The following is a 6,651-nucleotide window of genomic DNA, read 5'->3' on the forward strand; positions in this document are numbered from 1 at the left end:
GGCTACCATGATGATATCTTTTTCAAATTGTTTGCCTTTAAAATGAGACATGGTTATTCTCCTAATGTTTTCGTTTCAGCTATTTTACACTAAATAGACGTTTTGATAAAACTTTGCAACAGAACCCAATTAATGATATAAAACGGCTTTTTTTGTTCTCATGAAAATATGATGGTCATTCTTAGAGTCCGTGAGTATAAAATATGGATAATTTGCGGGATAAAAGAAGAAAGATATCATTGATCAGTCTAAGGAATACAATAAATTTAAGACAACACAAAATCAACCAGAATGAGGTTAGAAATAGATAGTTAGATAATCAATTAAAATGGAGTAAACTAAAAACATGATATAAATATCGCAAAAGAAATGTTGATGAATTTTTATTACTAATGCAATATATTCATTCAAACCGTCTATAGTATAAAGCGTTGTTTAAGGGTTGCTACTCTACCATCAATTTACTCATTAATTATAGGCAAAAAAGAGTAGAATTGGTCTACTCTTTTTATTTAACCCAATTTAAATCCAGCCAGAGAAGCCCCAATTTCATCTTCGGTGATTCCGATATATCTTTTAGTAATTGCTTGTGAACTATGATTATAGATAAACATCAATGTTGCTATATCATGCGTTCTTTTATAATAGTGATAGCCAAATGTTTTTCTCAAGGTATGAGTTCCAATATCATTACGATTCAGATTTTTTGCAATCTCAGCATACATTTTATAAACCGTATTGGGTTTTAAATGACCACCTTGCTGCCGACTAGGGAAGAGCCAATCTTCATCATTCATATCTCTCGTGTAGTGATCAATTTCATTTTTTAAGTTTTGAATATAGATTTGTTTTTTCTTACCTGTTTTCTGTTCAGTAATAATCGGTTTCAAAACGCCTCGAATATCTCCAACTTTTAATTTCACTATATCTGAAATTCGTAAGCCATTATTTATACCAAACAAAAATAGAAAACTATCTCTTTCTGGATTTGCAGTTCGTCGTAACCAAAATTGAAAATCTTGAATCTCTTCATTGGTTCGAAGTGGCTGAACATTGTAGTTCAAATTGTTCACCATCCTTATACTATTCTGACATCATTATTTTATTTATATAGTAACATAATAATGAACTTGCAAAAAGTGAAAATAAAAACTCAATAAACTTAGGCTATTGAGTTCATGATTTTAGATAAAATAGTGAAGTCAGAACATTCAATTATATTATTTAAATTAATCTTTAAATATACTCATAAAAAAACATATTTTAAAGATTGGATTATTTTTTATTGTATCACCGAATAATTTAATTTAAGGTCTAAAATATATATAAAACTATTAATATTTAAAGTTTGCTTTAAATGTGTTAATATTAAATTCAGAAAGGCGGTGGAGATAATTATGTTTGATAGACCATTTTATTTAGATAAAATTCTCCAATTTAAAGATTCCGATTTTATAAAAATTTTGACGGGTGTTCGAAGATCTGGAAAATCTTTTCTTATGAAACTTTACAGAGAATATTTAGTCGATCAAGGAATAGCATCTTCTAATATTGTATATATAAATTTTGAAAGTTATGAATACCAGACCATCAATACCGATAAAAAATTCAGAATGGTCCTCGATAAACTGTTACCTAATAATTCAGACAAGATTTACTTCCTTTTTGATGAGATTCAATTAGTAGATGGTTGGCAAAAAGTGGTTAATGGACTCAACACTAGTTTTGATTGTGACATAACCATTACTGGTTCAAATGCTGATATGCTTTCTGGAGAATTAGCTACTCTTTTAAGTGGAAGATATATTGAAATTTTAGTATATCCGCTATCATTTCGTGAATTTCTTCAGGTAAATGAAATAGCACCCGATTCAAGATATGTTGATCAAGCATATAGTGAATTTGAAAAATATGGCGGTTTCCCATCGGTGGTTCTAGCTGATGAAAAAATAAAAGACACTATACTTCAAGGAATCTTTGATGCAATTGTACTCAATGATATTGCATTTAGATCAGGGATTAAAGACTCCGTTACACTAAAGGCAATTATCAGTTTCTTAGCTGATAATATCGGACAACTAATTAATGCAACAAAAATAGCTAATACTCTAAAAAGTGAAGGTGTGTCAACTTCTGTTCCTACTATCAATAGATATCTTGAATTGTTAGAAGCTGGCTATTTATTTTATCGAGTGCAACAATATGATATTCGTGGGCGTGAATTTCTTAGAACAAATGGGAAATATTTCATTGTGGATTCTGGTCTTAGAAGAAATGCTATAGGGCGAAGAGAGGGGAACTACGGCAACAGGCTTGAAAATATAGTTTATCTTGAACTAAGAAGGCGTGGGTATGATGTCAGTGTGGGGCGTTTAGGAGATAAGGAAATAGATTTTATTGCGAAAAAACTGGACGATATATTATATGTTCAGGTAGCTTATGACATTCCATCAAATACTCACGAAACAGATAACCTGAATAATATAAAAGACAATTATAAAAAAATACTAATTACTGGTCGTTATCAAGAAGTTAATCAAATTGACGGAATCGAGATTAAATATATTGTAGATTGGTTGCTAGAGTAGAGGAAAATTTCTTTACATCTAAATTAACTATAAATTTGTTGAATTTGGTAAATACAGGTCGTCTGAGGACGATTCTAAGCTCATTTGGTTTATTTTAAGACAATTGATATCTTATTGAATAGAGGAAAGAAAAAATTAATACTATGAAAATTCAAGATAATAGTATTTTTAGAAAATAATTATCATGTAAGTAAAATTTTTTTATAGAAAAAATCCGCTTGTCCTATTGACAGTCAAGCGGCTAAGATATTTAATTAGATTAGTCATTGCAATAGTTCATAGATCTAGAATCAAACACTTTACTACCAGTGGCACTACCTTAATCAACATTAAGGTAGTGCTTAATTTGTTTGTTATCAATCATCTAATATAGTGATGGAATAATGGACGATAAAACTAGTTAGATTTAGAAATTTTAGAGCTCATCATTAAAGTGAATTCAAAGCATCGGTTGTCTCATCATTTTCTATATGTGTGTACAGTGTTTTCGTTGTTGTTGAACTGGATTTGAGTCAATATCTTGGACACATTTTAGTAGAGGCCGCTATGAAGTGTCAATAGAAAAGATGTCTAAGATTTGATACTAACACCATATTATGATATCAATTTGCTAATTATATAGAGGTTTTCATTTGGAGAAATCTTTTCTTTTTATATGGATTCCAACTATAATTGCTAACAAAACAGCAACGGCCACGACCATAAAAAAACCGAAATGTGATTCTTTCCCAGGTAGACCACCGGTATTCATCCCCCAGATACCAGAGATAAGTGCAGGAATAGAAATTATTAAGGCAGCAGAATCTAGGTATTTCATCAAATGATTTAAATTGTTATCCATCATATCCGTGAATAGTCCACCAACCGTTTCTAAAAGGTCCCTATAAATTCTGACCAGTTCCTCAGCGTGCTTTTGATGAAGTTGAATATCATATAAAACTTTTTGGTCATCAATTGTTTTGACAAATTCTTCTTTTTCCCACAACGTTGCTAATGTTGATTTTTGACCAGCTAAAGTATGATCAATATAAATCATTTTTCTTTCAGTATCTGCAAGTTTAAACAGTGCTTTGTTCTCAGTTGTTTTTCTTGCTGCAATTTCTAACTCATCAATTTCTTTTTCTATTTCTATCAATTCTTGAATGAAATGGTTGTATATCATAAAAATACTATAAGTGAGCAAGCCTTCAAATGTCTCTATTTTATTCTGATATCTTTTTAGTAAACGTTCGATAAAAAATGAATCTTTAGTCATGTAAGTAATCAGCAAGGAATCGGAGACAATAAAAATAATCGGCTCTAGTCGTGCTTCAATTGTCTCTTCTTTAGCTGCAGATAAATTTGTTAAAACTAAAACATAAGCATTTTTCAGTGCAGTATTTTCTAAAGGCATTAGATGGGAAACTTCTTCTGCACGATTGGCTCCGATAAATATCTCTTCTGGTAGTTTATATTTTTGAATAAGTTGCGTTCGTTCTTCTTCGGTTGCATTTTCTAAAGCGATCTAATTACTCTCTTCACTTTTATTTTCTTGTATACCGCTTTTTGACCCAATCCTAAAATTTTGAATCATGGTTTTCATCCTTTCCGAGAATAGAGTATAAAATTTTTAGTTCAACTGCGATTATTTGCCTTCATCTAACATTTTCTTCATTTCTTTAATTTCTTTTTCCTGAGTATCAATGATTCTTTTAGCGAGTTCTTTAACTTCAGGGTTAGTTAGATTTGCTCGCTTACTAGTTAAGATGGCGATTGAATGATGCGGGATCATTGCCTTCATCCAATCAGCATCATTTACTGCAGTTTGACTTCTCACCATAAATAATGAACCAAAAAATAAAAAAATACTGACAAAAAGAATCGTTATATTTACTCTTTTATTGTCATACATTTTCCACATGAATGAAAGCATGGTAATCGCCATTATCGCTCCCATCATTAGTGCCATAAAAAACCTAGTTTGACTAAAAAAGATATGATCGATTTTGTACACATTTAAATACATCATTCCAAACATTAAGACAGTTGAAACACTAATCATCCCTAAAAATTTCCCGTATTTTCTCATTATTAAATCTTCTCCCGTCTATTAAAAAATAAAGAAACAAAAAATATATTTAAATATTGAAAAAATATAATATTTAGAATCTAAATTTATTTATTTTATTTCTATAAAAATAAGATATTTTGTAAATGTTGGTTATGCTAATTAGCTAAATTGCAATGGCTAATAAGAGGGGCTTTACAATTAAATACTATTCAAAATAAAGGCTACCCCAGATTCATCATTTGTTTTAGTGATCCAATCAGCATATTTTTTAACAGATGGGACAGCATTGTCCATAGCAATGGCCACACCACTGTAACGTAACATTTCAAGATCATTTTGTTGATCACCAAAAGCCATGATGTCACTTCTGTTAATTTCTAAATAGTGTGACAAAAATTTTAAAGATTCCGCTTTAGAAACTTTTTTAGAAGTTACTTCTAGAAAATATTTATCGGAAAAGACACTTGAAATATTGACTTCAGTTAACAATTCTTGTAGAACATTTAATTTTTCGTGATTATGATCAGTTAGAGCAAGTTTTAAATAACTTTCAGTATCAATCGATGTATATTTTTTGTCAGATAAATAAAATTGTTGTCCATAGGGAGTATCTAGTTCTAAATATTGATTAGAAAAAGAAAAAGTTACGTCATGGGTCTCTCGACTGGCAATTATCGTTACTTGCATTTTTTTTGCAAATTCAAGAACTTTGTTGACAATTGATGGTTCAATCATTTGGAGACTGATTTTTTTGACTTGAGAAAACGGCCCAATTTTACCTATTAAAGCACCATTAGAAGTTAATGCGTAGTCCATAATTTCCAAACTCATCAATGTATCTTTTAAAGAAATAATTGATCTTCCTGTCGCTATAGCAACAATTCCGCCTTTATTACGATAAGTTCTAAGTGCATGTACATTTTCCTGTGTTACATGACCTTTGGAATTTAATAACGTTCCATCTAAATCTATAGCAGCTAGCTTCATAGAACCTCCTCCATTTCCATACACTACTAAAAATAACATAATAGATAAACAAATAAAAGTAAAGCGATTTTATTAATTAAATTAAATAAAAAAAAATGTTTTAATTGCATATAATTTGCTTTTTTTTACAGTGAAGATTATATATTGTTTCTAGATTAGAAAAGGGGAAGATTTTCATGGGTGAAATTAAAAAAAATAGAAAAAGAATTCCAATTGTTACTGCCACAGATAATAGATATGCGATTTACACAGAAGTTATGCTACGCACATTAGTGGAAAATATTGGTGAAGAAACAACTATTGACTTCTACATAATTTACGATGGTTTAACAGAAAGAAATGTCAAGGGCCATAATAAAATGTTGGTTTGGGGGTGCGGATGTTTTTCTGGACCTTTTTTAACCAATACATCCTTGCTTCTTCCGATATTGAAGAGGACTTAGTCCCCCTAAAGATAACTTAATCCGTTGATTATTATACCAATAGATATAGTCATCCAATTGATTCATAAACTGGTTAATTGTCGTGTTTTTCCAGTCACGTTGGTAAAACACCTCATTTTTTAATCGTCCAAAGAAACCTTCGCACGCTGAGTTATCTGGGGAGCAACCTTTTTTAGACATGGAACGAGGCAAGTTCGCTTTGTTCATTCGTTCGATCCAACCGGGCCATCGGTAATGAGCACCACGGTCAGAATGAACGATTGGACGCTCCTGGTCTTGAAGGGTAGCGAGTCCAGCGTCTAACATAGTATTCACTAATTCTGCATCAGGTTTTGTTCCAATAGTCCAGCTAATAACGGCGCCATCATAGCAGTCAACCAATGGGGATAAATAGACTTTCCCTGCGGGAATCCTAAACTCGGTAATATCTGTTAGCCATTTCTCATTTGGCATTTTTGGTGTTAGTATCAAATCTTAGACAACTTTTCGTAGAGACAGAAATAAATTAAACTTATCTACGAGAGGATGGATTTTATGACCCGATACGAAGAAAATTTCAAACAGATGATTGTTGAGCTGAATC

6 protein-coding genes and 1 pseudogene are annotated in these 6,651 nt (G+C 31.1%); 2 read left to right on the top strand and 5 right to left on the bottom strand.

What is annotated here, in order from left to right:
- Positions 1-512: 512 nt before the first annotated feature.
- Positions 513-1,064 (bottom strand): tyrosine-type recombinase/integrase, encoded by a 552-nt coding sequence (locus ACKTSC_RS13110; RefSeq protein ID WP_407856412.1) that lies wholly within the window; start codon positions 1,062-1,064, stop codon positions 513-515.
- Positions 1,065-1,397: 333 nt separating this feature from the next.
- On the opposite strand from ACKTSC_RS13110, the gene ACKTSC_RS13115 reads away from it, so the two are divergent.
- Entirely contained in the window at positions 1,398-2,588 is a 1,191-nt protein-coding gene (locus ACKTSC_RS13115; RefSeq protein WP_071858781.1) for an ATP-binding protein, read from the top strand.
- Between the two features lie 628 nt (positions 2,589-3,216).
- Here ACKTSC_RS13115 and ACKTSC_RS13120 read toward each other — a convergent pair.
- The 3 genes from ACKTSC_RS13120 to ACKTSC_RS13130 all read right to left on the bottom strand — a co-directional run bounded on the left by ACKTSC_RS13120 (position 3,217) and on the right by ACKTSC_RS13130 (position 5,625).
- Positions 3,217-4,092 (bottom strand): magnesium transporter CorA family protein, encoded by an 876-nt coding sequence (locus ACKTSC_RS13120; protein WP_376713405.1) that lies wholly within the window; start codon positions 4,090-4,092, stop codon positions 3,217-3,219.
- A gap of 120 nt (positions 4,093-4,212) precedes the next feature.
- Positions 4,213-4,656, bottom strand: coding sequence for a DUF305 domain-containing protein (locus tag ACKTSC_RS13125; RefSeq protein ID WP_311800642.1), 444 nt, complete (start codon positions 4,654-4,656; stop codon positions 4,213-4,215).
- Between the two features lie 180 nt (positions 4,657-4,836).
- Positions 4,837-5,625, bottom strand: a complete 789-nt coding sequence (locus ACKTSC_RS13130) for a Cof-type HAD-IIB family hydrolase (RefSeq protein WP_311800643.1) — start codon at positions 5,623-5,625, stop codon at positions 4,837-4,839.
- Positions 5,626-5,801: 176 nt separating this feature from the next.
- Between ACKTSC_RS13130 and ACKTSC_RS13135 the strand changes: the two genes are divergently transcribed.
- A complete protein-coding gene (locus ACKTSC_RS13135) occupies positions 5,802-6,068 on the top strand; it encodes a hypothetical protein (RefSeq protein WP_311859778.1) in 267 nt (88 codons plus the stop codon).
- Here ACKTSC_RS13135 and ACKTSC_RS13140 read toward each other — a convergent pair.
- A pseudogene (locus ACKTSC_RS13140) lies at positions 6,024-6,518 on the bottom strand (IS3 family transposase); the annotation flags it as partial. The gene ACKTSC_RS13135 and the pseudogene ACKTSC_RS13140 sit on opposite strands and share 45 nt — an antisense overlap.
- Positions 6,519-6,651 lie beyond the last annotated feature (133 nt).

The organism is Enterococcus hailinensis (assembly GCF_045862035.1).
In the GTDB taxonomy this organism is placed as follows: domain Bacteria; phylum Bacillota; class Bacilli; order Lactobacillales; family Enterococcaceae; genus Enterococcus_A; species Enterococcus_A hailinensis.